The following is a 24,980-nucleotide window of genomic DNA, read 5'->3' on the forward strand; positions in this document are numbered from 1 at the left end:
AGTTGCCATGGGAAAACAATGGCCGAGACATTTTCACGAACCCAGCTGATCGTGAAACTATTCACTTGTACACTTCTATGTTATCCCCGCATAACAACTCAACCCTCCAGAGCAACAACCACACCTGATCCCCGGCTCCGCTCGGCCGCAAACGCCATGCGGTGCGAATCCAGCGACGCCAGCAGGGGAGACGGCCACTCCGCCTCGCCGCGCAGAGCCGCCAGCCAACCGGCGATGAGTCCGACATCCCCGCCCCCATGATTCCCGGTCGCTTCGACCGTCCACGCCGAGACCTCGCCCGTGCGCAAGTCGTGCATCTCCAGCGCCCCGCGTTCCATGTGTCCGCGCAGTTCGCCGTGTGAGCCCACCAGCTTAAAGGTGCGCGTGTTGTTGTGCGTGAACGCGCTGACCGTGAGCTGGGCGGTCAGGCCCGACGCGACCTCCACCGTCACCGCCTGGTGATCCACGACATCGTTGTGCCCGGCGTAGACGCACTCGCCATACGGCCCATGCTCCAGCGCGTCCGTCAGAGACACGCCACCTGCCATCAGCACCGTGACCGGCCACTGTCCGGCGGGCCGCGGGCCGTAGATGCGCCGGGCATCGTAGGGGCAGTCCGTGACCGAACAGGTGACGCAGCGGTCGCTGGCCCCGGGCGGCGCGTGTTCGGGCCGGAAGTGGTTCAGGCGGCCGGTCGAACTGACCGCGACCGGCGCACTGTCGGCAAGCCAGCGCAGCAGGTCGAGGTCGTGGCATGCCTTGGCAAGGATGAACGGCGCGGCGGGCGGACTGCGGCGCCAGTTCCCCCGCACGTAGGAATGCGCGTAGTGCCACGACGCGACGTTTTCGGTCCATGTGATCCCGATCAGCTGCCCCAGCACGCCGGACTCGACCACCCGCTTCACGTCCAGAAAGAAGGGCGTGGCCCGCAGCACATGGCAGACGGTGACCGTGCCACTGGACGCCGCCTGCGCCGCCGCGATGACGTCCAGTTCCTGCTCGTCCAGGCAGATCGGTTTTTCCAGCAGCACGTGGTACCCGAGGGCCAGCGCCCGCACACACGGCTCCACATGCAGGTGATCCGGCGTGGCGATCACGACCGCGTCGGCGACCCGTCCCAGGGCGAAGAAGTCGTCCCAGTGGGTGAAGGTCGCTGACTCTGGAACCCCCAGCCGCACGGCGACTTCGGCCAGCCGTGCCGGACGCGGATCGACAAGGTACCCGACCGTGGCCCCCTGTGCGGTCAGGTGCCTGCCGTACACGTCCGCGCCCCGGTTCCCGCAGCCGAGGATCGCCACCTGCGGCGTCATCGCCGGGTCACGCCCCAGCCGGGCGCGAGCGGCTGGTTCAACGAGCCTGCCTCCCACTCCAGCCCGCTGAACGGATCGTCCGCGAGCAGCAGAGCACCGTCCAGATCGGCCCAGTCGCACAGGCCCGCGAGGTGCGCCGCCGCGCTGATGCCCAGACTGCTCTCGATCATGCAGCCCATCATGACGGTCAGGTGATGCTCCCGTGCGATCCGCAGGGCCCGCAGCGCCTGGAGCGGCCCCCCCAGCTTGGCGAGTTTCAGGTTCACGCCGTCGAAGGCCCGTGCCAGCTGAACGACATCTGACACGTGGTGCAGGCTCTCGTCCGCGACGATGGGCACCCCGGAACGTGCCCGCAACTCCGCGTGACCGTCGAAATCCCCGGCGGCCAGCGGCTGCTCGACCAGTTCCACCCGCGCGGCCTCCAGCACGCCCAGCAGGCGGCGGGCCCGGGCCCGGCTCCACGCGGCATTCGCGTCCACGCGCAGCCGCACGTGCGGCACCTCCTCGCGCAGGGCCTCCAGGATCGCCTCGTCACGCTCCGTGCCCAGCTTCACCTTCAGGATGGTGTGGCCGCCCGCCACGGCTTCCCGGGCCTGCCGCCGCATGTCCGGCAGGTCCGCGATCGACACCGTGTAGCTGCTCTGGGGCAGGGGCGAGGGGCTCAGTCCCAGCAGCCGCCACACCGGGAGGCCCACGCTGGTGGCACACCACTCGACGGCCGCCATCTCCAGCGCACATTTCACGCTGGGATGCCCCTGCGGCATCCGCGCTGCCAGCCGTGCCCCCAGGCCGTCCCAGTCCCACGGATCCTCCAGCGCGTCCATCAGGAGGGGCAAGACCGCCTCCACCGTACCGCCCGTCTCGCCGTAGAAGGCGTTCGGGGCTGCCTCGCCCCGGCCCTGCACGCCGTCGCGGTCGAGGGTCACGATGGTGCGCGGGTAGACCGACTGCGTCCAGCGGGCAATCCCGAAAGGCTGCGCGGTGTGGAGGTCGAGCGTCTGCCAGGTCAGGCCAGCCCCACTCACGCCGTCCACCGCCCGTAGCCCTCCAGCGACGCCGCAAGCCGCCGCCCATAGTCGCCCTCGCCCAGCGTCTCGACCGTCACGCGCATGTGGGTGGCGTTGGCATGGATCATCCGCGACGCATCGAGCATGAGGCCCACGTGGCCGGGAAAGAAGGCCAGATCCCCGCGCCGGGGCGACTCGACGGCCCTGAGCGCCGCGTGCTGCTGATCCGCATCCCGTGGCAGGGCGTGCCCGCACTGGGCCACCACCACCTGCGTCAGCCCGGAGCAGTCCAGCCCCCACGCGCTGCGCCCGCCCCACACATACGGCGTGTCGAGAAAGCGCAGGGCCAGGGCCGCCGCGTCCACGGTGCCCAGCGGGGCCAGCACGACCTCCTGCACCCACGCCCCGGTGCCGTCGGGCAGGCGCACCGGCACCCAGCGGCGGCCCTGCTCCTCGACGATCTCTCCGTCGGCCGGTGCCACGCGGCTGCCCAGGCACAGCTCCGCCACCACCGGCTGGCTGACCTTCGGCCCCGCGTAGGCGTGGGCCCGCAGCGCCGTGACCCGCAGCTCGCCCGGCTGCCCCGTGCTCACGGCGTCACGCTGCACCCACCCCAGATACCCGTCGTGCAGGGTGCGCGCCCGTTGCCAGCCGGCCGGGCCGTCCCACAGCAGCTCCAGGGCCTCTCCGGGCAGCGCCTCGCTCACCTGGGCCGCCGTGGCGGACGGCGCGGCCCGGAGCGACACGCGGGCGTTCCCGGCCAGTGCCGGCGTGGGGGTCACGAACGTCCACCCGTCATCCTTCAGCTGCGGGCGCAGCGCGGCCTCGGCTGTGCGGGTCGCGTCGTCAATGGCGTGGACGCGGGAATCGAGATCAGGACTCATCCCCCCAGCGTAGCGCTGCCGACTGAGGGTGGGCGGCCAGGTGGTGCGTGCCAGCTACAGATGCGTGGTGAGCCACCGCGCCCAGTTGCCGCCCGCCACATCGGCCCGGACGTCTTCAGGCAGTACCGTCAGGACGCGGGGGACATCGGCATAGCGCCCGATGCCCTCAGGCGTCTTCTCGGCCCCGAAGCCGCCGTCCATGTCGGTGCCCAGGGCCACATGCTCCCAGCCGACGAGCGCCGCGTAGTGCCGGGCGTGCTCGGCCAGCGCCTCCAGCGGAACGCGCACGTCGTCGGTCACCGGGCGCAGGAAGCGGCTGAGGTACACCAGGCCGATGACCCCGCCGCTCTGCGCCACGGCCCGCGCCATGTCATCGGTCAGGTGCCGGTTGCCGGGGATCAGGGCTCGGGCATTGCTGTGCGACGCGATCACGCGCGGCCCGATCTCCGCCACGTCCCAGAACGCAGCGTCGTCAAGGTGCGAGGCGTCCACGGTGACGCTCAGCTCCCGCATGGCCGTCACGAGGTCGCGGCCCTCGGGCGTCAGGGGGCCTGGGGCGTCGGTGCCGCCGGAATAGCGGGTGCGGCCCCACGCCGGGCCGATCAGCCGCACTCCCTGGTCAACCCAGAACGGGAGGTCGTCCGGTGTGCGGATGGGATCCGCCCCTTCCATCAGCAGCACGACCCCCAGCGGTGCGTCAGGCTGTTCCAGATGGACGGCCACGTCGCCCCGACTCCGCAGCAGCCGGACGTGCCCGGCATCCTCCCAGCGGTGGTACTGATCCAGCTGGGCCAGGGCCTGGGCGCGTGCTCCAGCGGCGTCGGTGTAGCCGTCTGCGTCCGGGGTGCGCGGCGCCGCGAACAGGGTGCCCAGGCACAGCCTCAGCCCCGCTGCCGCCATCTCCGGAAAGGTCGTGGTGGCCACCTGCCCGGACACCGGATCGGCGGCGCGGAGCTGCTCGACGCTGCCGGTCAGTTCACGCCCGAGTCCGGCGTTGTACGCGAGATCGAGATGCCCGTCGATCAGCAGGGGAGGCCGGGTCACGCGCGCGCCGTCCGGGCATCGACCAGCGTGAGCACGTCGTCCAGCGAGTGCAGCGCGCCGGGACGCTGGCCGGTCAGGTCGATGACCTCCGCCGCCATGCCCAGGCTCCGGGCGGCCTCGACATTCTCCAGCTTGTCGTCGATGAACAGCACCTCGGGCACCTGCACCCCGAGCGCCTGCGCCGCATGCAGGTACCCGGCCGGCTCGGGCTTGTGGGCGCCGACGGTACAGCTCGCCACGGCCACGTCGATCAGGTCGCCCAGCCCGACAGCCTCCAGCGTGCGGTCGATGCTGGGCAGGGTGTTGCTCAGCACGCCGACCTTCAGCCCACGGGCCCGCAGGGCCGTGAGCACCTCCCGCGCTCCCGGTACTGCCTTGATATAGACCTCGTAGGGAAAACGGGCCACGAACTCCGCTCCGGCACCGGCCGGCAGGTCCAGCCGGCGCTCCAGTTCGCGGCCATACGTGTCCCAGAAGGTCTGTTCGTCCTCCAAGGAGCGCAGGTGCCACCATGACCGCTCGTGATCGGTCACCGTGGACTCCTGCCACAGCGCAGCCAGCGTGTGCCCCAGTTGCGCCGGATCCAGTCCGAAGTGGGCCGCGCCCCACGCCGCCGCGTCACGGTACACGCTGCGGTCGGTGTAGGCGATGGTGTCGTCCCGGTCGAAGAGCACGGCGCGCAGGGCAGGCAAGACGGTCATACCCCGCATGCTAGAGAATTCCACCGCCACATGGATTTCTCTTCCTTCACTTCCACGGCACGCATCATCTGAGCAATATTCGAGCACCGCGAACCACAATTTCAGATAATTCTTGCAGGCCATTGGTCAGAGGCCCACGTCTGAGCAACATGATTGCGTGAAGGGGCGCGCCCGGCTATCCTGTCGGCATGTTCGACGACCTGCACCTCGGCCACATCCTCCTGACCCCCGGCCCGACCCCGATCCACCCCCGTGCCCAGCAGGCCCTGATGCGCGGCATGCTCGGGCACATGGATCCCGAGGTGTTCAAGCTCAACCGCGAGATCCAGGCGGATCTGCGCGTCATGTACGGCACCGAACCCGAGGCCTTCACCGCCGTGCTGGCCGGCACCGGGAGCCTGGGCATGGAGGCGGGCTTCGCGAACCTGGTCGAGCAGGGCGACGAGATCCTGGTGTGCGCCAACGGGTCGTTCGGCCGCCGGATGGCCGAGATGGCCGCCCGCTACGGTGCCCGCGTGCGCCTGGTCACGGCCCACCTCGGCGAGGCGATCCGCCCTGAAGACGTCGCCGCGCATCTCGACGGCGTGCAGATGGTCGCGGTGGTGCACGGCGAGACCAGCACCGGCGTCCTGAACCCGGTGCCCGAGATCGCGGAACTCGTCCGCAGCAGTGGGGCCCTGCTGACCGTGGACGCCGTGACGACCGCCGGCATGGAGCCCTTCCACATGGAGCAGTGGGGCGTGGACTACGCCTACACCGGGGCACAGAAGTGCCTGTCGGCTCCTCCCGGCCTCGCACCCGTGGCCATCAGCGAGCGTGCGTTTGCGCGCTACAGCGCCCGCCGCACCCCCACGCCGCTGTGGTACTGCGACTTCGAGGGCCTGCGCGACTACTGGGTCGAGCACACCTACCACCACACCGTGCCCGTGAACCTGCACTACGCGTTCCACGCGGCCCTGCGGGCCGCCCTGGAAGAGGGCATGCCCGCCCGCCAGCAGCGGGTACACGACGTGGGCACCGCGATCCTGGCCGCCCTGACGCCGCTGGGCTTCACCCATTACGTCAAGCGCCCTGAAGACCGCCTGCCCACGGTGCTGGCCCTGCGTCTGCCCGACGGACTCGACGACGCGGCCGTGCGCCGGGCCCTGCGCGAGCGTGAAATCAGCGTGACCGGTGGCCTCGGCCCCACCGCAGGCGTCATCTGGCGCCTGGGCCTGATGGGCGAGGCCGCCCACCCCGCTCCGTACCGTGCCCTGATGACCGCCCTGGAGGCCATCCTGGGCGAGACGGGCCTGGTGCGCCGCTTCGACGAGGCCGTGGAGGCCACCACGGTTCCGGCGTAATCCGGCGACGACAGGGGTCGCCGACCCCTGTTCCGCCGTCCGTCAGCCCATGCGGCCGGTCTTGATCACGTCCGCGATCACGGGCGGCAGGTTCCACGCCATGATGTCGAAGGCGCTCGACGCGAAGTCGTAGGTGACCTTGTGCAGGGTCACCTTCGGCTTGCGGCCGATACAGTCCACGATCGCCACGTCCGCGCCGGGCTCGTGGTTCAGGGTCAGCCCCACGCTGCCGGGGTCGACGAAGGTCGTCTCACCGATCATGCGGACGAAGGGAACGTGCGACCCGCCCACCACGACCACGCGGGCCGCCAGCGAGTCGGCCAGCGCCTCCAGATCCCGCTCGTTCGCCATGAGATCCATACGGATTTCCGGGTCATGGGGGCTGCCGTGGAAATACCGGATGCGCCCGACCGGCGTCGTGATCCGGCCTCCCGGCGGCAGTCGGCGCAGGAAGTCCATCTGTTCCGGCGAGAGCATCTTCTTCGTCCAGACCAGCACCTGGTCGGCCACGCCCTTGCGGTCGTTGCGGTCACCCAGATCAATGGCGACCCGCATGTCGCTGGATCCCAGACCGGTCGCCCAGCCCTCGCGCTTCACGAAGTCGATCACCGGGCCGGGACTGGCCCCGTACCCCACCAGATCACCGACCACCACGACCTGATTGACGATGTTGTCGGTCAGGAAGCGCTTCACCGCCGTCAGGGCGTGAATGTTCCCGTGAATATCACTGATGAAGGCCACTCTCAAGGTACGTGCATCCTAGAGCATCCTCGGCCACGTGTCCGTGTCCTCCCCCCCCACCCCCTATGATGGCGGGCGTGCCCGCGCTGAGTGTTCCCGTCACGGCCGCCCTGCTCGGCGTGCTCCTCGCCCTGTGCAGCGTGCCGCTCCCGTGGAGCCCGCTGGCCTTCCTGCCCCTGGCCGCCGTGCTGTGGTACGCCGCCCAGGGCCACGACGCCCGGCAGGTCAGTGTCCGGCTGCTGTGGTCGGGTGTGGGGCTGTTCACCATCCATCTGTGGTGGCTGACCACCTTCCTGAACAAACTCCTGGGCACCGGCACCGGCGTCCTGGCCTTCGCGCTGTTCTTCCTCGAGGGCGCCTTCCTGGCGGTCATGGCGTACCCGATCGCCACACGGCTGCGTGATCCGGCCGCACGGGTGTGGGGCCTCGCCGGCGGCTGGGTGATCCTGGAATGGCTGCGCTTCCTGGGGCCGCTGGCCTTCCCGTGGCCCACGCTGGGCTCGACCCTGTTGCCGTCGCCCGCCATCCAGATCGCGGATCTGGGCGGTGTGCTGCTCGGCAGTGTGCTCGTGACCGTCACGGCGGCCAGCCTCGCGTCGTTCGTGCTGAGCCGCGATCCATGGGGCCGGGCTCGGCCGGTGATCCTGGCTGCCGTGGCGTGGGCGGCAGCCCTTGCCTACGGCGTGACCCGCACCCCCGGTCAGGGCCCGGTGCAGCCGGCACTGGTGCTGCGCACCGCCTTCGATTCCTTCGGCCGGGCCGTCGGGAGCGTCAGTCCAGCCGAACAGGAACGCCTCCAGCGGGCCGCCTCGCTGAATCGTCCAGAAGGCGAGATCGCCGTGTGGAGCGAGACGGCCATCACCGCCCCTGGCCGGCCTGAGCTGCTGGCGGCCTTTCCCGGCCCTGGCATCAGTGGCGTCGGCGCCGGGAATGCCAAACCAGAATTCAACGCTGTGGCCGCCATCGACGCCCAGTCACGCGCCACCAGCTGGAGCGACAAGAGCAAGCTCGTGCCATTCGGCGAGTATTTCCCACTGTACGCCCAGCTGCGCCCGCTGTACGGCATCATCGAGAATGCCCTCCGGTTCGACCTGAGCGGTGTCGAGGCCAGCGGCACGCCACGGCCGCTGAGTCTCGGGGGCGTTCTGTACGGTGCCTATATCTGCTACGACTCGGTGTTTCCTGCCGTGGCCCGCAGTCTGGTGCAGCAGGGTGCCCGGCTGCTCGTCAATCCCAGCAATGACGGGTGGTACGACGGCTGGGGCGTGCAGCAGCATTTTGCCATGGGCCGTATCCGCGCCATCGAGACGCGCCGCTGGCTGGTGCGCAGCGTGAACAAGGGCGTAGCCGGCAGCGTGAACGACCTGGGTCAGCCGGTGCAGACGCTCAGCGCAGGGGAGACCCTCCAGGTGCTGCACGTGCGCCCGCAGCTGCTGGCCGGGACGACGCTCTATGTGCGGATGGGCGATATTCCTGCACTGCTGCTGGCCCTGGTCATGATCGGGGTCGCGTTCCGGATGGAGGCGCGGGCGCGACGGTGGTAGTCAGCGGAAGCCCTCGACGACATCGTTCAGGTCATCCTCGGGCACCTCGACGTATCGGCGCGTCGTGTCGACCTGCTCGTGGCCCAGGAACCCGGCCACACGTGTGAAGTCCTTCGTGGCGGCGTAGAGCTGGGTTCCCGCGTATTTGCGCCCCGCGTGGAAGCCGCGAAACTCGTGTGCCACCCCGGCCTTCAGGGCGACCTTCTGGAGTCGCTCATACGCGCTGGAATAGGCCCGGAAGGTCGTCAGATGCCCGCCTACCGATGTGGTCTCCGCCCGTAGCGTCGTCAGCGCGTCACGCAGGCGGGCACTCAGCGGCACCACACGGGATTTGTCACCCTTCCCGTGCACGACCCGCAGACGCCGGGCCGGCAGGTCGAGATCCTCCCAGCGCACGGCCAGTGCCTCGGCGATCCGCAGCCCCGCGTGGGCCATCAGGAGCAGCAGGACACGCTCCTGCGCATCGGACTCGGCCAGCATCGCCTGCACGACATCGGCGCGGTACGGGGGGTTCTTCACGATGCCCTTCGTCCGGTCTTTCGGGCGTTTCACGTCTGCGAAGGGGTCGGCGTCGGTGGCGCCGGCCCAGCGCAGCGCCCGGTACAGTGCCGATGCGGCAGCGACCCGCGCCATGACCGTGGCCGGCGTGAGCCCCGATGCCGTGAGGGAGGCCACGAACATGCCCGGTTCCCGCCGCCCCGGGTGCAGCAGGTTCCACGCCTGTTCATGCGCGTGTCCGACAAGGACTTCGACGCCCTTGCGGTACGCACGCAGCGTGTGTGGGCTCAGACGTACACCTGAGCTGGTGTCGCTCAGCAGGTACGCCTGCGTGAGGTTCCACAGTGCGTCGAAGTCCTTGTCCCGGGCCGCGGTGACCGCCCGGACACGCAGGGCCTCATCGCTCAGGCCGGTGAAGGCGCGCGCCTGGCTGAGGCGGTCGCCGGTGAACGGGATCAGATCGTTTGCCATCACTTCCGATGATAACATGCATTATCAACGGACACTGATCGGAGCGGCCTCGGAGGTGCCCATCCGGCGATCCGCGTCCGCCCAGGCGCGCAGACGGCCAGCACCCTGACCCCTCGGCGCGACGCCGAGGCCCCTTCCTGGCCTTTCTGTGAGCCTGCACAAAAAACGCCGTCCCAATCGCCTTCGACGGGACGGCCAGAGCTCTGTGCAGTTCAGGTGGTGAGTTCCGCCTCGGTACTGGGAGTCAGATACCGCACGGCACCGGGCAGGATGCGCGCCGTGAACGGCGTCGTTTCCTCGTGGAGTTCGCCGTCGTACTGGAGCGGGAACGGATCGGCGGCGGCGACCGTCACCTCCCGGGCCTCGATGGTCTCCAGGTTACCCGCGAACAGCGGATCACCCAGATTCAGTTTCGATCGCACCGAGTCGATGATGTTGGGCACCAGCCGCAGCAGGTTGCCCGCCTGCATGAGGATGACGGTGAAGCGCCCGTCACTTGGACTGATGTCGGTCGTGATCGGCAGTCGGAAGTTCGCCATGCCGAAATTGGCGACCATCACGCCGATCCCCTCGAATTCCCTCGGCTGGCCGTCGATGGTCAGCGTAAAGGTCGTCTTCTTGGGGTTCATCTGCTTCATGGCACTCATGACATAGGCCAGTGCGCCAAATTTCTCCTTGAGTTCCTCACTGCCCTTGATCATGGCGGCGTCGGCTCCGGCGCCCGCCAGCATGGCGAACCCCTGGGTCTGTCCGCGCACCTCGACCTCGCCCATGTCGACCCGGACGGCGTGCCCGGTGGCCACCACCCGCGCGAGCTCCTCCGGCGTGGTCGGCAGGTCGAGGTTCTGGGCGATCAGATTCGCCGTTCCGGCCGGGTACGCGAGCAGCGGCACATTCTTGTAGCGGCTGGCGTAGGACACCGAACTGACCGTGCCGTCTCCACCCGCCGCGACCACGGCGTGGAAGGACTCGACGTCACGGACGTACTCGCTCATCGGCGTGTCGGCGTCCAGATCGCGCTCGACCACCTGGGCACCGGCAGCACGAAGCAGACCGAGGAACACCGGCAGCCCGCTGTCGCCGCTGCCACTTTTTGGATTGAAGATGACCAGCACCCGCTGACCGGTCATGGAGGGAATGGATGTCGCCCCTGGCGCTGGGGTGGCCGAGGTATCGGCATTGGGGGGGGGCGTTTGACCGGTCATATCAAAGGTCATTAGACTGCCGTTGGAGGCTGCCTAATGCTGCGTTTCTTTGTTGCTCCTTTACTGTTCGCCGGGGTGCTTGCATCCTGTGCGCCGCGTCAGCAGATCCAGACCGCCGAACAGATGGTGACGGTCACCCCCATGCTCGTGAAGGTGTCCGAGGCCGCGCCGCGTGGCGGCCAGGTCGTGATCCAGGGCCGCTACCTGGGTGGGCCAAACATCGGCAAGGTCCGTCTCGGTGCGGATGAACGCGGCACGGGCGGCTACGTGTTCCCGGCCAATGCAGTCGTCAGCTGGACGGATTCTCAGATCGTCCTGACCATCCCGGCCGACGCGCCCATCGGTGGGAGCTGGCTGTTCGTCGAGGTCGGCGCAAAACGCTCCACCGGCCTGCCGTACAGCGTCCGCCAGTAGACGAGCGTCCACACGGGGCGGCTCTCGCACCGGCGGGGGCCGCCCTCTCCCCTGCCGGCGTGTGCCACGGGGCGCTACACTCCGTTGGTTATGGCGATTCAGCGGCCCAAGGGAACACAGGATCATCTGCCGGATGGCAGTCCGAAGCTCAGCCTCGACACACGGGCAGCCGCCTTCCAGCATGTGCAGGACACGGCCCGCCGGGTACTGGAGCGGGCCGGCGCTCAGTTCCTGAACACCCCGGTCTTTGAAGACCCTGAACTCGTCAAACGTGGCGTGGGCGGCAGTACGGACATCGTCCGAAAGGAGATGTTCACCGTCTATTACTTCGGTGACCACGGCGGCTTCATCCTGCGGCCCGAGGGCACGGCAGGTATTGTCCGGGCTTACCTCCAGAACGGCCTCAAACAGTTACCCTCGCCCCTGAAGCTCTGGACTCATGGCCCGATGTTCCGTGCCGAGAACGTCCAGAAGGGCCGCCTGCGTCAGTTCCACCAGGTCGATTACGAGGTGCTGGGCAGCACCGATCCGCTGGTGGATGCCGAGGCGATTTCTCTCATGGTGGACGTGGTTGCGGCGCTGGGCCTGAGCGGCGTGCGCGTGAAACTCGGGAGCATCGGTGACCCGGCCGACCGGGACGCGTACAACGCCTACCTGCGTGAGCTGTTCGGTGCCCACGTGGAGCGCCTGTCGGACGACTCGAAAGAGCGGCTGGAGCGCAATCCCATGCGGATCCTCGACTCCAAGAGCGCCGGGGATCAGGCGCTGATCGCGGAGCTGGGCGTCAGGCCCATGCTGGACTTCCTGGGCGACGAGGCGCGGGGGCACTTCGAGGCGGTGCAGGCGTACCTGACGGCATGGGGCGTGGCCCACGACATCGACCCCAGCATCGTGCGCGGCCTGGACTACTACCGGCGCACCGCCTGGGAACTGCACCACGAGGGCGTGGGCGCGAAATCCGCGCTGGGCGGCGGCGGGCGCTACGACGGTCTGGCCGAACAGCTGGGTGGGCCGCTGGTGCCGGGGATCGGCTGGGCCTTCGGGATCGAGCGCCTGCTGATCGCCATGGACGCCGAGGGGCTGGACGTGCCCGGTCAGGGCGGGCCGCTCCTGTACGTGGCCGCGCTCGACGACGACTACGTGGGCCACGCCGCGACGGTCGCGATGAAGGCGCGGCAGGTCGCACGGGCCGAATTCGCCTACCGCGCCGTGAAACCCGGCACCGCCTTCCGCGATGCCGAGCGGCGCGGGGCACGGCTCGTGGCCCTGATCGGCTCCGACGAGATGGCGCGGGACGTGCTGAGCATCAAGAACCTCTCGACCGGTGTGCAGTCGGTCGTTCCCGCTGGTGACCTCCATACCTTCCTGGCCGAGGCCGCATCGCAGCCCCCCAGCCCCGAGCCCCACACCCCTGTTCAGGAGAACGCATGAAACGCACCGCCTACATCGGCCAGCTCACGCCGGCGCACGCCGGGCAGACCGTCACCCTCCAGGGCTGGGTGAACCGTCGGCGCGACCTGGGCGGATTGATCTTCCTGGAACTGCGCGACCGCAGCGGGCTCGTGCAGGTACAGGTGGAGCCGGACTCCCCTGCCTTCGCGCAGGCGGATCAGCTGCGCGCCGAGTACGTCGCGGAGATCGAGGGCACATACCAGGCCCGGCCCGAGTCACAGCGCAAGGGCGGCACGGCCGACTACGAGGTCATCGCTGCCCGCGTGCGCGTGCTGAACGCCGCGAAGACGCCACCGTTCGAACTGGATAAGGGTGACAGCGTGGCCGAGGACATCCGCCTCAAATACCGCTATCTGGATCTGCGCCGTCCCGAGATGCAGCGGCACCTGATGCTGCGCTCGAAGGCGGTCGCGTCCATCACGACGTTCCTCGCGGCCGAGGGCTTCGTGCAGGTCGAGACCCCCATGCTGACCAAGTCGACGCCGGAAGGGGCACGCGACTTCCTGGTGCCCAGCCGCCTGAATCCGGGTGAGTTCTACGCGCTGCCGCAGTCGCCCCAGCTGTTCAAACAGCTCCTGATGATCTCGGGGATCGACCGGTACTACCAGCTGGCCCGCTGTTTCCGCGACGAGGATCTGCGGGCCGACCGCCAGCCGGATTTCACGCAGCTCGACATGGAACTCAGTTTCGTCGAGCAGGACGACGTGCTGGAGCTCAACGAGCGGCTGCTGTCGCACGTGTTCCAGGACGCACTCGGTGTGACCCTGCCCGTTCCGTTCCCCCGCCTGACCTACCACGATGCCATGGATACGTACGGCAGCGACAAGCCGGATCTTCGCTTCGATCTGGCCTTCAGCGACGTGACGGCGCTGTTCCAGGGTGGGGACTTCAAGGCCTTTGCCGAGGCTCCGTGCGTGAAGGTGATCGCCGCGCCGGAGCTGACCCGCAGGCAGATCGACGAGCTGGAGCGTGTGGCGAAGCAGAACGGCGCGCGGGGGCTGGCGTGGCTGCGCCGCGAGGGAGACACCTTCACCGGCGGCATCAGCAAGTTCGTGACCGCCCAGACGGCGGCGCTGCTCGACCTGACGGCCGTGCCCGACGGCGGGACGCTGCTGTTCAGCGCGGGGCCGTGGAAGTCGGCGGTGTCCGCCCTCGGGGCGGTGCGGCTGGCGCTGCGAGACGTGTTCGACCTGACCGCCGGCGGTCCGGCCTTCCATGTGTCGTGGGTCGTGGACTTCCCCCAGCTCGATCTCGACGAGGAGAGCGGGACGTGGACCTACATGCACCACCCGTTCACCGCGCCACACCCGGACGATGTGGCCCTCTTCGGCACGGAGCGGCAGGGCGAGATCCGTGCCCAGGCGTATGACCTGGTGCTCAACGGCTTTGAGGTCGGTGGCGGCAGCATCCGGATTCACGACCCGGCCGTACAGAGCCAGATGTTCCAGGCGATCGGCTTCACGGCGGAGCAGGCGCAGGACAAGTTCGGCTTCTTCCTTGACGCCCTGACCTATGGCACCCCGCCCCACGGCGGCATCGCGTGGGGCTTCGACCGGCTGGTCATGGTCATGACCGGCGCATCGAGTATCCGTGAGGTCATCGCCTTCCCCAAGAACAACCGTGGCATCGATCTGATGGCCGTGGCCCCCTCCGTTGTTGACAACACGCAGCTGGGCGACCTGGGCATCCAGCTGGCGACCGCATCGGAGTGAGGTGAGGACGGGCGTGGAGAGTGATCCCACGCCTTCTTCGCGCATCAGTTAGTGAAAGAATTCACGATTAACCTAGATCGTGAATATTTGCTTCACCTGTTCAGCGCGTTGAGAAAATCGATGGTGTACCGGGCCACCACCCGCGGATGGGAATCGGTCAGCGCGTGGGTGCCGCCGGCGATTTCCCGGATCACCGCGCCGGGAATCGCTTCCCGGATCGCCTCAACCGTCCACGACCGGATGACCGGGTCGCTCAAGCCATCGAGAAGAAGGGTGGGCACCTCCACCCGTCGGAGCAGCGGCCCGGTGTCGTGAAACGACTGGTCGTGCGCCAGCAGCGCCATGCGGCGCGGGCCGCAGTGCGCGTACGCCCGCATCCCCGGGACAAGCAGGCTCAGGCGCTCGCGGGGCAGGTCACGCAGGAGGCGCAGGAGCTGTACCGGCACGCTGGGGTTCTCGGGAATCCCCGTCGGGGCGCACGCCACCACGGCCGTCGTGAGGCCGGGATACCGTGCGGCCAGATCGAAGACAACCTCACCTCCGAGCGAATGCCCGAACAGATCGCAGCCCTCAAGGCCCGCCACGTGCAGCCACGCGGCCAGATGATCGGTCAGATGCTGAATGCACACAGGAAAGGCCCACGTGCCCTCGCTGTACCCATGACCGGGCGGATCATAGACGTACACCGTGCGGTGGGCCGCCAGTTCCCTGGCCACACGGACGTACATCCATGACGCGCAGCCCAGCCCCGGCACGACCACCAGGGGGCGGCCCCGACCTCGAACCCACGCGTGGGTACGCAGGCCGTGGACATCCAGGAACAGGGCCCGGCCGGCTGCTCCACGGTTCAAGCGCTGTCTCTGGCCTGGGAGATCGGGCGGTCGATGAACTCCAGCACCAGATCGTTGAAGGTGACCGCGGCATCGACCATCACGACGTGTCCGGCGCGGGGAATGACTTCCAGGTGGGCTCCGGGCATCGACCTGGCCAGCAGCCGGCCGACCTCGAGTGGCACCAGGGCGTCACGGGCGCCCCAGATCAGCAGCGTGGGAACATGCAGTTCCGGCAGGACGTCCTGAACGCTGTCGCGGAGCAGATCCCGGCTGCTGATCAGCAGGTTGCGCGGCCCGGCACGAAGCGCATCCCCCAGGATCTGCGGCAGGAACCGCTTGCGCCCGGTGACCAGCGCCCGTGGCAGGGCCAGCATGGAACGGTGGAGCGGCTGCCTCAGCATGCCGCTCGCCGAGGCCAGCACGAGCCGGGTGACGCGCCCGGGAGCGAGTGCCGCCACATGCAGCGAGATATGGCCCCCCATGGAATGCCCGACCAGCGCGACCTCCCGGAGATCCTGTGATTCCATCCACGCAGCAATCAGGCGGGCCGCGGCCCGGACACCCAGGGCGCGCTGCCGCCGTGCCAGCCCGAATCCCGCCAGTTCCAGAACGTGCACCCGGTGATGGGCGCTCAGCGCGGCCAGGTTGTGCCGCCACCACTGGCCTGAACCGCTCAGCCCGTGCACGAGCACGACCGGTGGCCCACTGCCGGTCGAGGTGATATGCAGCGTGGCTCCGTCATGGGGGAACGATGTCGTGGCCACCCCCCTACCCTATGCCGACCACACAGCGGCGTGGCGACGTCCCAATGAATTCAGAACGCCGAGCTTCGCCTTCACAGCGGCAGTAAGTGAAATGATTCACGATTATACAGGCTCGTGAATATTTTGCCGGCCAGACCGACGAACGTGTTCATGCCCCTGCCGCTCGGTCTCGACCTGCTGCAGGAAGAGGGCGTGCAGGCGACGGTCGCGCGTCAGTTCCGGGTGGAACGCGGTGGCCAGGAGCCGCGCACCGCGCACCATGACCGCTCGGTCGTGATGTGTGGCGAGCACCTCCACGTGTTCGCCGATCCGGTCGAAGGCCGGGGCCCGGATGAACACGCCCTCGACCAGCCCGTCGACACCGGCCACCTCCAGTGGAACGGCAAACGAGTCCACCTGACGACCGAAGGCATTGCGCTGCACCGTGACGTCGAGCAGGCCCAGACTGCGCTGCCGGCCGCCGTCCTGCGGCGGCGCGCCGAGAATCTCCGTGCTCAGCAGGATGGCCCCCGCACACGTTCCCCACAGCACCCCACCGCGGTCGTAGACGGCGCGAATGGGTGACCACAGATCAAACGCGTCCAGCAGGCGGCCCATGGCGGTGCTCTCCCCTCCCGGCAACACCAGGGCGTCGACACCGTCCAGATCGGCGGGCAGGCGCACCTCGCGCACCAGCGCACCCAGCGCCTCCAGGTGACGGCGGTGCTCGCGGAACGCGCCCTGGACGGCCAGCACGCCCACCACTGGAGCGGTCTTACCAGCCACGGCTGGCCAGTCGCTCGGCCGGAATCAGGTCGTCGATGTTGATCCCGGTCATCGGCGCGCCCAGATCCTCGCTGATCTCGGCGAGCACCTGCGGATTGCGGTAATGGGTCACGGCCTTGACGATCGCCTGTGCCCGGCGCTCCGGGTTGTCGCTCTTGAAGATCCCGCTGCCCACGAACACGCCGTCGAGCCCCAGGTGCATCATCAGGGCGGCGTCGGCGGGGGTGGCCACGCCGCCGGCGGCAAAGTTCACGACCGGCAGGGCTCCGTTGGCATGGACGTACTCGACGAGGTGGTGGGGTGCCTGCAGGTCGCGGGCGACGGTCATGAGTTCCTCGCGCGGGCGGGCCTGGATCGCGCGGATCTCACCCAGCACGGTGCGGGCGTGGCGGACGGCCTCGACGACGTTGCCGGTGCCGGCCTCGCCCTTCGTGCGGATCATGCTCGCACCCTCGCCCACGCGGCGCAGGGCCTCGCCCAGGTTCTTGGCCCCGCACACGAACGGCACCGTGAACTCGGACTTCAGGATGTGGAACTGCTCGTCCGCGGGCGTGAGCACCTCGGACTCGTCGATGAAGTCCACGCCCAGTGCCTGGAGGATCTGCGCCTCGACGATGTGCCCGATCCGCACCTTGGCCATGACCGGGATCGTGACGGCCGCGATGATCTCCTTGATCATTTTGGGGTCACTCATGCGGGCCACGCCGCCGTCGGCACGGATGTCGGCGGGCACGCGTTCCAGGGCCATGACCGCGGTGGCGCCGGCCGCCTCCGCGATCCGGGCCTGATCCGCCGTCACGACGTCCATGATCACGCCCCCCTTGAACATCTCGGCGAACCCCTGCTTCAGTTGTGGCGTTCCTGTCGTCTCATCCATGGCCACAGCGTAGGCGGCAACTGACCCCATCACCAGGGTCAGACATCCGGTTCCAATGGGGTCAGTTGGACGAAGAGGGAGAGGAGCGTCCGTCCCAGACCCGGCGGATGGCGGCCACGAGCTCGGACGGGCGGAAGGGTTTGACCAGATACTCCAGCTGGACGGACGGGCCGAGATCCGGCAGCGTGTCCGGGCGGTTCAGGCCGGAGAGGAACACCACCGGCGGCAGCACCGGCTGCGCCCGGTGCATGCGCCGGACGGTCTCGAACCCGTCCCACGGAGCCATCAGGACGTCCATCACGATCACGTCCACGGCGCACGTCTGCAGCATCTCCAGCGCCTGGGGCCCACCCGCCGCCGTCGAGACGTAGAACCCCTGGAGGCTGAGGGTCAGCTCCAGCAGTTCCAGGATCTGCGCCTCGTCGTCGACGACCAGCAGGTGCAGTTCCCGGTGGGCCCCGGCGTCGGTCACGGCAGCAGGGCCAGCGGATCGACCGTCCGCCCGTCCAGACGAACCTCGAAATGCAGGTGGGGCCCGGTGCAGATGCCCGAGCAGCCCACGTAGCCGAGCAGCTGTCCCTGAGACACGCGCTGCCCGGCCACGACGGCCGTCCGGCTCATGTGCCCGTACACCAGCGTGCTGGAACCGCTCTCGACGAACACGTTCAGGCCGTAGTCGCCGTAGCCGCTGCGGCTGACCTCGCCATCCGTCGCGGCATAGATCGGAGTGCCGTAGGGGGCCGCGAGATCCACGCCTCCGTGGAACACCTGACGGTGGAACTCGATGTCGCGCTCGGCGTAGCGGCTCGTGATGCGGAAGGTGCGCATGGGCCACGCCAGCCGCACCGCACCGGTCGACGCCCGCTGGACGGTTGCCCGGCCCTCGGCGCGTGCCGGGGACGGCGGGCGGGCGGCGGCCAGCCGGGCGGCCTCCTGGGCCCGCTGACGAGCCGCCGCCTGGGCGGCCTCGAAGCGCTCCTGGGCCTCGTAGGCCCGGATGCGCGCCTGCCGTTCGGCGGACTGCTGCCACGCCAGGAAGCGTTCGTACTGCACCTGGCGGGCCACCGCCGCCACCTGTTCGCGGCGACGCTGCGCCTGCTTCTGCGCCAGGAAGCGCTCGTAGCGGCGCTGCTGGTCGTAGGCCACGGCCGCCCGCTGCTCGGCCACACGCTGTGCGAGGAGCTGCTGCTGGAAGCCCGCGGCAGTGACGCCCGGCAGCAGCAGCGCGTCGCCGATCCGCATGTCCGTGGGCAGGACGCCATTCGCGCGGGCCGTCGCCGCGAGGTCGGCGCCGTAACCGGCGATCAGCGAGAGGGCGGACTGCCCCGCCTTGATCCGGATGAGCACCCCGCGCTCCTGGGTGGGAAGGTGCAGCACCTCGCCGATCTGGACACGGTCCAGGCTGCGCCGCTCAAGATTCACACCCAGCACGTCCACGATCCGCATGCCGTGCCGGGCGGCGATCCCGGCCAGCGTGTCACCGGCCCGGACTCGGTAGGGCTGCACGGAGCGGGGCCACAGGGGAGCACGCTCCCGCGAGGCCGGAGCGAGGGACACCTGCGCGTGCCGCGTGCCGCGTGCCGAGGCCAGGAGCCGTACGGCAGCCATATCGACCCCGTACCGCCGGCTGATCTGTGCCGCAGACTCGGTCGACGGCACCACCACGGTCAGGAGGCGGACCGGGGCGGACGGCGTGAGCGTCACGTCGGCCGCCGGCCGGAGCAGCCGGGCCGGATCCGTCAGGGCGCCTGCGGCGACCGGGGAGAAGAGCGCGCCTCCCTGCACCGCCTGGGCCGTGGCCCCGCCCACCGCGGCGGCGGCCGCGACGGCGAGCAGGGGGCGGGCCAGGGCGGCGAGCGGGCGGCCGGGGGGAGAGAACCGCCCGATCATCCGCCGGCGAGCCCCTGCAGGAACTCGACGTTGTTGCGGGTCTTGCCCATGCGCGAGAGCAGCATCTCCATCGCGTCGGCCGGATCCATGTCACTGATCACCTTGCGCAGCAGCCACATCTTCTTCAGGACGTCGGGCTGCAGCAGCAGCTCCTCACGGCGGGTGCCGGACTTCAGGATGTCCAGCGCCGGGAAGATCCGGCGCTCCTCCAGGCGGCGGGACAGCACCAGCTCGGCGTTCCCGGTGCCCTTGAATTCCTCGAAGATCACGTCGTCCATGCGGCTGCCGGTCTCGACCAGGGCGGTCGCCAGGATGGTCAGGCTGCCGCCCTCGCGGATGTTGCGGGCCGCCCCGAGGAAGCGCTTGGGCCAGTGCAGGGCGTTGCTGTCCAGACCGCCGGACAGGGTGCGGCCCGTGGGCGGCGTGACGAGGTTGTTGGCCCGGGCCAGTCGGGTGATCGAGTCGAGCAGGATCACGACGTGTCCGCCCTCCTCGACGATCCGGCGGGCGCGTTCGTGCACGAATTCTGCCACGCGGACGTGGTGCTGCGGCGGCTCGTCGAAGGTCGAGGCGACCACCTGCGCCCCACGCACGCTCTCGCGGAAGTCCGTGACCTCCTCGGGGCGCTCGTCGACGAGCAGCACCATGACCGTGACGTCGGGGTAGTTCTTGGTGATCGAGTTGGCGATGTTCTTGAGCAACGTGGTCTTGCCGGCCTTGGGCGGCGCGACGATCAGGGCACGCTGACCGCGCCCGATCGGCACCAGCAGGTCGACGACGCGCAGGCTCAGGCCGTCGCCCATGGCCGGGTCTTCCAGCACCAGCTGGGCCTCGGGGAAGGTGGGGGTCAGGTCGTCGAACTTGGGCCGCTTGCGGGCGGCCTCCGGATCCATGCCGTTGACGGCCTCGACCTGCACCAGCGATCCGTAGCGCTCGTTCTCGCGGGCCCGCCGCGCCCGGCCGATCACCGAGTCGCCGGTGCGCAGGTGGTACTGCTTGATGACGCCGGCCGTGACCAGCACGCTGCGCGAGTGCTGATCGAGCAGATCCGACTGGAGGAAGCCGTAGCCGTCGGGGCTGACCTCCAGATACCCCTGGGCGAGCAGCTGGCCCTCGGCATCGGCCTGGCGCTGCATGATCGCCAGGGCCAGGGCGTCCTTCTTCAGCTTGCGGTAGTTCTCGATGCCGTAGCCGGCCGCGATCAGGTGCAGCTCGGGCAGGATCTTCTGCTGGAGCTCGTGGAAGGGCAGGGCGTGCTGGGCCGTGTCATTCACGGACGCATCGCCCCCCACGGCCGGCCGGAAGCGCCTGCGCCGGGCACGTGCTGTGCGTATGAACAGTGAACTGCATGGTGGTCTCCTGAAGGATCTGGACTTGACGGGCGGGCTGGACAGAATTGAGCGTCTTCCGCTCCATCTGGACGGTCAGTGAACCTGATGGGGCTTAATATTCACAGCATAAACCGCCGGGGTGGCCTCGTGTACGGGGTCATGTCACCACGCCAGACCGCGTGCGCCATCCGGTCATTGACCGGCCAGCCCGGCGGGCCTACCATATGGCCACCTCCGCAAGCGGGGGTCAACGATTCCACAGGCGATCGTGAGGACAGTAGGGCACGCCGAGCAGCCAGCAGCGAACCGGGGATGGTGGAAGCCCGGGGCCAGCCGCGAGCACCGAAGATCACCTCCCGCGCCGGCAGAAGAACGGCCCCCTGCGGCCCACTAGACCTGCCCGCACGCCCCGCGTCAGAGGGACAGCAACGAGGCCGCCTGCGGGCGGTGAAGTTGGGTGGTACCACGCACGCCGCACCGGCGACGCGTCCCAGCACACGCTGAGGCGCGTCGTTTTTCGTTGTCCCGGAGGTCAGCTCATGTCCAGCCGCCCGATTCCCGTCCGTGGTCACCCGTGCAGATGACCGACATTCCCTTCGGCGTGACCGACTGGGCCACGGTGCCGGTCAGCACGCACCCCGGCGTGACCGGCGAGGCCACGTGGCGCACCTGCACCTTCGGGACGCTGCGCGTGCGGATGGTCGAGTATTCGCCCGGCTACGAGGCCGACCACTGGTGCGAGAAGGGCCACATCCTGTACGTGCTGGCGGGCGAACTGGTCACCGAGCTGGCCGACGGCCGGAGCTTCACGCTCACGCCTGGTACGAGTTATCAGGTCGCCGACCACGCCGAGCCGCACCGTTCCCGCACCACCACCGGTGCCCGGCTGTTCATCGTCGACTGACGCCACCGAGACCCCGTTTCTCCCAGGAGCCCCATGACCACCTCTGAACCCCGTCCGATGTTCCGTCCTGTCGAATCGAACCCCAGTTTTCCGCGCCTGGAGGAAGATCTGCTGCGCTGGTGGCAGGAGAAGCGCATCTTCGAGCGCTCGCTGGAGCAGACCGCCGGCGGCGAGCCCTTCACCTTCTACGAGGGGCCGCCCACTGCGAACGGCGTGCCCGGGATCCACCACGTCGAGAGCCGGTCACTCAAGGATCTGTTCCCACGCTTCCGCACCATGCAGGGCCGCTACGTGGCCCGCAAGGCTGGCTGGGACACGCACGGCCTGCCGGTCGAGATCGCCGTCGAGAAGAAGCTGGGCCTGACCTCCAAGCGCGAGGTCGAGGCCTACGGCATCGACAAGTTCAACGCGCAGTGCCGCGAGACGGTGTTCGAGTACGAGCAGGAGTGGCGCAGGTTCACCGAGCGCATGGCGTACTGGGTGAACCTCGACGAGCCGTACATGACGCTGCACCCGAACTACATCGAGAGCGTGTGGTGGAGCGTGAAGGAGCTGGACACCAAGGGCCTGCTGTACCGGGGCTTCCGGGTCGCGCCGTACTGCCCCAAGGACGGCACGACGCTCAGCAATGCCGAGGTGTCCGAGGGCTACAAGGACATCCAGGATCCGAGCATCTACGTGACCTTCGCGCTGCGCGATGCGGCCGCGCTGGGGCTGGACACCGACGCAGCGTTCCTGGTGTGGACGACCACGCCGTGGACGCTGCCGTACAACGTCGGGGTCGCCCTGCACCCGGACTTCGAATACGTGGCCGCGAAGGACAAGGACGGCCGCACGCTGATCCTGGCGCGCTCGCTGCTGGCCGAGGTGCTGGGCGAGGACGCCGAGGTCGTGAAGACGTTCCGGGGCACCGAGCTGGAGCGCGTGGCCTACGAGCCACCCTTCACCGAGGCCTATGACGCCGAGGGCGAGGGCAGGGCGGTGTGGATCAGCGGTCTGGACACCTACGTCTCGGACTCGGACGGCACCGGGATCGTTCACACGGCTCCAGCGTTCGGGGAAGACGACATGCGGCTGGCGAGGAATTACGGGCTGCCAGTGATTGTCGGCGTCGACGAGACGGGCAAGCACCGCTTCGGGCCGTGGCAGGGCGTGTTCTTCCGGGACGCGAACAGCGACATCATCCGCGACCTGCGGGCACGCGGGATCATGTGGAGGGAGAAGAACTTCGTCCACAGCTACCCGCACTGCTGGCGCTGCGGCACGCCGCTGATGTACTACGCGACCGAGAGCTGGTACCTGCGCAACACCAGCATGAAGGCGCGGCTGATCGAGCTGAACCAGAGTATCGACTGGCACCCGCCGCACATCCGGGACGGGCGCTACGGCGGGTGGCTGGAGAACCTGATCGACTGGAACCTGAGCCGCAACCGCTACTGGGGCACCCCGCTGCCCGTGTGGGAGGCCGAGGACGGCGAGTACCGTGTGATCGGCTCGTTTGCCGAACTGGCCGAGCTCAGCGGCCGGCCCGAGGTGGACCAGGCCGGCTTCGATCCGCACCGGCCCTTCGTGGACGACATCACCTTCGAGCAGGGTGGCAAGACCTTCCGGCGGGTGCCCTACGTCATGGACGTGTGGTACGACTCGGGCGCGATGCCCTTCGCGCAGCACCACTACCCCTTCGAGAACCGTGAGGTCTTCGAGCACGGAGGCTTCCCCGCCGACTACATCGCGGAAGCCATCGACCAGACGCGCGGGTGGTTCAACTCGCTGCACCAGATCGGCACCATGGTCTTCGACTCGGTGGCGTACAAGTCCGTGATCTGCGCCGGGCACTTCCTGGACGAGAAGGGCCAGAAGATGAGCAAGTCCAAGGGGAACGTGCTGAACCCCTGGGAGGTTTTCGAGGCGTACGGGGCTGACGCCGCCCGCTGGTACACCTACGTGTCCGCGCCGCCCGAGCTGTCGCGGCGGGTGGGGCTGAACACCATCGGGGAGTCGTTCCGCTCGTACTTCCTGACGCTGTGGAACACCTACGCCTTCTTCGTGCTGTACGCGAACCTCGACCAGCCGGATCTAAGCGCCGCGCCGCCCGTGGCCGAGCGCCCCGAGGTCGACCGCTGGCTGCTCGCCAAGGTGCAGGCGCTGGTGGGGACTGTCACGGACGCGCTGGAGGGCTACGATCCCACCGCCTCCAGCCGGGCCCTGCAGGAATTCGTGGTCGAGGATCTGAGCAACTGGTACGTGCGGCGCAACCGCCGGCGCTTCTGGAGTGGCGACGGGCAGGTGGACGTGAGCGCCTACGCGACGCTGCACACCGCACTGGTCACGGTCACGCAGCTGACCGCGCCGTTCACGCCGTTCCTGGCCGAGACGCTGTACCAGAATCTGGTGCGCACGGTGACCCCAGGCGCACCAGAGAGCGTGCACCTGTCGGCGTGGCCGGTCGTGGACGAGGCGCAGGCGGCCCCCGCCCTGGTCGGCGAGATGGACGCCGTGCTGCGCGTGGTGAGCCTGGGCCGCGCCGTGCGCGGACAGACCGGGCTGCGTCAGCGCCAGCCGCTGCCGAGGGTCATGCTCCGGGCGCGTACCGCTGCCATGACGCAGGGCCTGGGCCGCTTCGCCGGACAGATCCGCGAGGAACTGAACGTCAAGGAGGTCGAGCTGCTCGACCAGTACGCCGAACTTGTGAGCTACCAGCTGCGCCCCAACCTGCCGCTGCTGGGCAAGAAATTCGGCAAGGCGGTGCCGCAGGTGCGGGCGGCGCTCCAGGCCGCCGACGCCTCCGAGGTCGCGCGGGCGGTGCGTGACGGCAAGTTCTTCGAGGTCGTCTCCCCCACCGGCGAGCGCTTCGAACTCGGGCCGGACGAGGTGCTGGTGGACGCGAAATCCCCCGAGGGCTTCGCCGCCATGGAGGAGGCCGGGTATCTGGTCGCCTTCGACACGACCCTGACGCGAGAACTGGAGCTGGAGGGCCTGGCCAGAGACCTCGTGCGCGGCATCCAGGAGGGGCGCAAGCAGGCCGGCTTCCAGGTTTCCGACCGGATCACGCTGCACCTGGAACTGAGTGGCGACGCCCGCGCAGCGGCCGAGGCGTGGCAGGAGTACGTGATGTCCGAGACGCTGGCCGAGACCCTGGTGTTCGGCGCAGCCAACGGACACCGCGCCGAGGTCGAGGGCGGCGCGGCGTACCTGGAGCGGGTGCAGCAGAGCGGCGAGGTCGCTGAGGCGTAGGCCCATAGAACAGGAGCGGCCCCCTCCAGCACACGTGGAGGGGGCCGCTCGTTGCG

General features: G+C 69.0%; 22 protein-coding genes. 7 read left to right on the forward strand and 15 right to left on the reverse strand.

Going from position 1 to position 24,980, the window contains the following annotated elements:
* Window positions 1-98 precede the first annotated feature (98 nt).
* Genes U2P90_RS11090 through U2P90_RS11110 form a run of 5 tightly spaced genes read right to left on the reverse strand, consistent with a single transcriptional unit; the run spans window position 99 to window position 4,946 of the window.
* Window positions 99-1,310, reverse strand: a complete 1,212-nt coding sequence (locus tag U2P90_RS11090; RefSeq protein WP_322472144.1) for a Gfo/Idh/MocA family protein — start codon at window positions 1,308-1,310, stop codon at window positions 99-101.
* Window positions 1,307-2,344: a dipeptide epimerase gene (locus U2P90_RS11095; protein ID WP_322472145.1), complete on the reverse strand. Its 1,038-nt coding sequence runs from the start codon at window positions 2,342-2,344 to the stop codon at window positions 1,307-1,309. The genes U2P90_RS11090 and U2P90_RS11095 overlap by 4 nt, the downstream gene beginning before the upstream one ends.
* Entirely contained in the window at window positions 2,332-3,201 is an 870-nt protein-coding gene (locus U2P90_RS11100; protein ID WP_322472146.1) for a C40 family peptidase, read from the reverse strand. Before U2P90_RS11100 ends, U2P90_RS11095 begins: the two co-directional genes overlap by 13 nt.
* A gap of 54 nt (window positions 3,202-3,255) precedes the next feature.
* Complete coding sequence (locus tag U2P90_RS11105) at window positions 3,256-4,245, reverse strand: dipeptidase (RefSeq protein ID WP_322472147.1); 990 nt, start codon at window positions 4,243-4,245, stop codon at window positions 3,256-3,258.
* Window positions 4,242-4,946 (reverse strand): HAD family hydrolase, encoded by a 705-nt coding sequence (locus tag U2P90_RS11110; protein WP_322472148.1) that lies wholly within the window; start codon window positions 4,944-4,946, stop codon window positions 4,242-4,244. The genes U2P90_RS11105 and U2P90_RS11110 overlap by 4 nt, the downstream gene beginning before the upstream one ends.
* Window positions 4,947-5,134: 188 nt before the next feature.
* On the opposite strand from U2P90_RS11110, the gene U2P90_RS11115 reads away from it, so the two are divergent.
* Window positions 5,135-6,289: an alanine--glyoxylate aminotransferase family protein gene (locus tag U2P90_RS11115; protein ID WP_322472149.1), complete on the forward strand. Its 1,155-nt coding sequence runs from the start codon at window positions 5,135-5,137 to the stop codon at window positions 6,287-6,289.
* A 42-nt stretch (window positions 6,290-6,331) separates the two neighbouring features.
* Here U2P90_RS11115 and U2P90_RS11120 read toward each other — a convergent pair whose 3' ends face one another.
* Window positions 6,332-7,036 carry a metallophosphoesterase family protein gene (locus U2P90_RS11120; RefSeq protein ID WP_295819904.1) on the reverse strand — a complete coding sequence of 235 codons (705 nt, stop codon included), beginning with the start codon at window positions 7,034-7,036 and terminating at the stop codon, window positions 6,332-6,334.
* Between the two features lie 62 nt (window positions 7,037-7,098).
* Between U2P90_RS11120 and lnt the strand changes: the two genes are divergently transcribed.
* Window positions 7,099-8,574: an apolipoprotein N-acyltransferase gene (lnt, locus tag U2P90_RS11125; protein ID WP_380103292.1), complete on the forward strand. Its 1,476-nt coding sequence runs from the start codon at window positions 7,099-7,101 to the stop codon at window positions 8,572-8,574.
* Here lnt and U2P90_RS11130 read toward each other — a convergent pair whose 3' ends face one another.
* Entirely contained in the window at window positions 8,575-9,543 is a 969-nt protein-coding gene (locus U2P90_RS11130; RefSeq protein WP_322472151.1) for a tyrosine-type recombinase/integrase, read from the reverse strand.
* 212 nt (window positions 9,544-9,755) lie between these two features.
* Window positions 9,756-10,748, reverse strand: coding sequence for a diacylglycerol/lipid kinase family protein (locus U2P90_RS11135; protein ID WP_380103290.1), 993 nt, complete (start codon window positions 10,746-10,748; stop codon window positions 9,756-9,758).
* A 36-nt stretch (window positions 10,749-10,784) separates the two neighbouring features.
* Here U2P90_RS11135 and U2P90_RS11140 point away from each other — a divergent pair, with 36 nt between their 5' ends.
* From U2P90_RS11140 to aspS, 3 genes are all read left to right on the forward strand, one after another.
* Entirely contained in the window at window positions 10,785-11,162 is a 378-nt protein-coding gene (locus U2P90_RS11140) for an IPT/TIG domain-containing protein (protein ID WP_295819893.1), read from the forward strand.
* A 90-nt stretch (window positions 11,163-11,252) separates the two neighbouring features.
* Window positions 11,253-12,593 carry a histidine--tRNA ligase gene (hisS, locus tag U2P90_RS11145; protein ID WP_322472153.1) on the forward strand — a complete coding sequence of 447 codons (1,341 nt, stop codon included), beginning with the start codon at window positions 11,253-11,255 and terminating at the stop codon, window positions 12,591-12,593.
* Window positions 12,590-14,326, forward strand: coding sequence for an aspartate--tRNA ligase (aspS, locus tag U2P90_RS11150; RefSeq protein WP_322472154.1), 1,737 nt, complete (start codon window positions 12,590-12,592; stop codon window positions 14,324-14,326). The genes hisS and aspS overlap by 4 nt, the downstream gene beginning before the upstream one ends.
* A 92-nt stretch (window positions 14,327-14,418) precedes the next feature.
* Here the strand turns inward: aspS and U2P90_RS11155 are convergent, their stop codons facing one another.
* The 7 genes from U2P90_RS11155 to rho form a co-directional block, all read right to left on the reverse strand.
* Entirely contained in the window at window positions 14,419-15,177 is a 759-nt protein-coding gene (locus U2P90_RS11155; protein WP_322472155.1) for an alpha/beta fold hydrolase, read from the reverse strand.
* Window positions 15,174-15,923 carry an alpha/beta fold hydrolase gene (locus U2P90_RS11160; RefSeq protein ID WP_295819881.1) on the reverse strand — a complete coding sequence of 250 codons (750 nt, stop codon included), beginning with the start codon at window positions 15,921-15,923 and terminating at the stop codon, window positions 15,174-15,176. Before U2P90_RS11160 ends, U2P90_RS11155 begins: the two co-directional genes overlap by 4 nt.
* A gap of 102 nt (window positions 15,924-16,025) precedes the next feature.
* Window positions 16,026-16,688, reverse strand: a complete 663-nt coding sequence (gene pdxT, locus U2P90_RS11165; RefSeq protein ID WP_322472156.1) for a pyridoxal 5'-phosphate synthase glutaminase subunit PdxT — start codon at window positions 16,686-16,688, stop codon at window positions 16,026-16,028.
* Window positions 16,678-17,565 carry a pyridoxal 5'-phosphate synthase lyase subunit PdxS gene (pdxS, locus tag U2P90_RS11170; protein ID WP_322472157.1) on the reverse strand — a complete coding sequence of 296 codons (888 nt, stop codon included), beginning with the start codon at window positions 17,563-17,565 and terminating at the stop codon, window positions 16,678-16,680. Before pdxS ends, pdxT begins: the two co-directional genes overlap by 11 nt.
* A gap of 61 nt (window positions 17,566-17,626) precedes the next feature.
* Entirely contained in the window at window positions 17,627-18,037 is a 411-nt protein-coding gene (locus U2P90_RS11175) for a response regulator transcription factor (protein WP_322472158.1), read from the reverse strand.
* Window positions 18,034-19,455 carry a peptidoglycan DD-metalloendopeptidase family protein gene (locus U2P90_RS11180; RefSeq protein ID WP_322472159.1) on the reverse strand — a complete coding sequence of 474 codons (1,422 nt, stop codon included), beginning with the start codon at window positions 19,453-19,455 and terminating at the stop codon, window positions 18,034-18,036. The genes U2P90_RS11175 and U2P90_RS11180 overlap by 4 nt, the downstream gene beginning before the upstream one ends.
* Window positions 19,452-20,729 carry a transcription termination factor Rho gene (gene rho, locus U2P90_RS11185; RefSeq protein ID WP_322472160.1) on the reverse strand — a complete coding sequence of 426 codons (1,278 nt, stop codon included), beginning with the start codon at window positions 20,727-20,729 and terminating at the stop codon, window positions 19,452-19,454. The genes U2P90_RS11180 and rho overlap by 4 nt, the downstream gene beginning before the upstream one ends.
* 637 nt (window positions 20,730-21,366) lie before the next feature.
* Between rho and U2P90_RS11190 the strand changes: the two genes are divergently transcribed.
* Together U2P90_RS11190 and ileS are read left to right on the forward strand one after the other, a co-directional pair.
* Window positions 21,367-21,690 carry a DHCW motif cupin fold protein gene (locus tag U2P90_RS11190; RefSeq protein WP_322472161.1) on the forward strand — a complete coding sequence of 108 codons (324 nt, stop codon included), beginning with the start codon at window positions 21,367-21,369 and terminating at the stop codon, window positions 21,688-21,690.
* A 33-nt stretch (window positions 21,691-21,723) separates the two neighbouring features.
* Complete coding sequence (gene ileS, locus U2P90_RS11195) at window positions 21,724-24,924, forward strand: isoleucine--tRNA ligase (RefSeq protein WP_322472162.1); 3,201 nt, start codon at window positions 21,724-21,726, stop codon at window positions 24,922-24,924.
* Window positions 24,925-24,980 lie beyond the last annotated feature (56 nt).

Source organism: Deinococcus sp. AB2017081, from assembly GCF_034440735.1.
GTDB lineage: Bacteria > Deinococcota > Deinococci > Deinococcales > Deinococcaceae > Deinococcus > Deinococcus rufus.